Origin of the sequence: Novosphingobium clariflavum (genome assembly GCF_026420865.1) — a bacterium.
Taxonomy (GTDB): Bacteria; Pseudomonadota; Alphaproteobacteria; order Sphingomonadales; family Sphingomonadaceae; genus Novosphingobium; species Novosphingobium clariflavum.
This window is the reverse complement of sequence record NZ_JAPCWC010000072.1, coordinates 1-1,941: the sequence shown is the minus strand read 5'-3', so window position 1 is coordinate 1,941 and position 1,941 is coordinate 1. Positions and strand designations below refer to the sequence as shown.

The following is a 1,941-nucleotide window of genomic DNA, read 5'->3' as shown; positions in this document are numbered from 1 at the left end:
CAGGGATGGATCGAGGGTGAACGGCGACAATGAGCCGTGGATGGCAGCGTGGGCCGCGATCTCGGCAATTTGGGCGACAGGAAAGGATACCGAAGTGATCGCCGGAAAAGTTGCACGCAGTATCGGCGAATCCTCGAACCCGGCTATGGCCACATCCTGAGGTACCAGAAGTCCCAGCTTCAACGCCTGTGCCTGTGCCCCTGCGGCCATAGTGTCATTGGCCGCAAAAATGGCCGTGGGCGGACAAGATAGGGCAAGCAGACGGTTGAGGCCCTCCACACCCGATCGATAGGAATAACTGCCCTCGACGAAAAGCTGGCCATCGCAGGGTAGTCCTGCTTCCCGCAAGGCTTGCTCATATCCCTCGCGCCTGGCTCTTGCGCCACTGCCCGCCAGCGGCAAACCGATCATGCCTATGCGGCGATGCCCCAGTGCGATCAGATGGCGCACCATCTCGGCCGCCATTTCCCGATCGTCTATCTGGATGGAAAGACCATAACGGTCCGGTGATCCGCCAAGGCGGACCAGCGGAATTTCCTCGGCTTCGAACCGGGCGAGCAATCTATCATCGTCGCTGAAGCGCGGAGCCAGAATGATTGCATCGGGTCGCAATGCATCCCCATCGAGATGGGAAAAGGCGGTGAGCCGATCCTCAAACTCGACCGCCTCGGGAACGAGCAAATGGCCCTCAGCTCGGCACAGCCACGACAATTCGACAATCAATCGAGGAATATAGCCGATCCCAGCACGAGGTACGATCATCCCGATAGTAAAAGATCGCATGCTCGACAGGCGTCGTGCCGCCAGGTTGGGACGATAGTTCAGCTCAAGAATGGCCGTTTCCACTCTTTCTCGCAGATAGGAGCGAACGGTTGGCTCCTTGTTGACGACGCGCGATGCTGTCGTAACCGAAACCTTGGCGGCTTTCGCCACATCGCGAATGGTCGCCACAATGCATTGTCCCAAGTTGTGCTCGGCCCGCTTTTCGGGATGCCTGGGGCGGATTGCAAGCTTTGGTGAGAGGCGATGGTTTCCAACCGAAGTTTCGGGGGGCAGCCGATAACCGCGACGAACTCGTCGGGGGTCTGCCGCTTGTTCGACCGGGAACATGACCGTTACCGATCGATGATCACTCCCCCCAACTCCGATCGTGTCCCCGCGCCGATCCTGCCGGCAGCATTCTGCTCAAGGCAATGCGGGGGTCAGTTTCGCATTTCGCCCGACACGGCTCGTCGCAATTCCTGCTCATGGATCGGAGCCTGCGGAAAACCCAGGAGGCCTCAAGCCTCTTGTGCTGCCGACACCTCCAGTTATTGGAAGATTAATTCTAATAAATGGAGGTGATGCATGGAATCCCGCCGCGATGCGATTAAGCTGGCTCTTGCAGGTACCGTACTCGCGTCAGGCGCAAACAGCGCAAGAGCTGCAGCGCCCACGTCTACGCTCACGTCTGCGCTCACGTCCGCGACCGGGCCCTGCGAGCCCCCCGTTCCGCAGTGGAAACGCGGCATCGAAGGTCAGCGTCAGGCTGATTGCGGTAATGGCCAGTTCCTCAACCCCGTGCTCGCAGGCGACTATCCCGACCCGTCGATCCTCAAGGACGGCGACGACTACTACATGACGCACTCGTCGTTCGACGCGGCTCCCGGCCTGCTGATCTGGCATTCGCGCGACCTGGTGAACTGGCGTCCGCTGGGGCCTGCGCTGACCCGGCCCCTCGGCACCGTCTTCGCGGTGGACATCGCCAAGCACGGCGACCGCTATTTCATCTACATTCCCTTCATGAAGGCAAGCTGGTCGCCGCCGCTTGCCAGCTTCGCGAACATCTACGTCATCCATGCCAGCTCGATGGAAGGGCCCTGGAGTGAGCCTATCGATCTCGGCATCGCAGGGTTGATCGATCCGGGGCACGTCGTAGGCGAGGATGGACATCGCTACCTC

General features: G+C 60.2%; 2 protein-coding genes. One reads left to right on the top strand and one right to left on the bottom strand.

Going from position 1 to position 1,941, the window contains the following annotated elements; translation table 11 throughout:
- Nucleotides 1-951 (bottom strand): LacI family DNA-binding transcriptional regulator (locus OKA11_RS24260; RefSeq protein ID WP_267225175.1); only part of this gene is annotated, 951 nt, incomplete at its 3' end.
- Between the two features lie 396 nt (nucleotides 952-1,347).
- On the opposite strand from OKA11_RS24260, the gene OKA11_RS24255 reads away from it, so the two are divergent.
- Nucleotides 1,348-1,941 (top strand): family 43 glycosylhydrolase (locus OKA11_RS24255; RefSeq protein WP_267225173.1); only part of this gene is annotated, 594 nt, incomplete at its 3' end.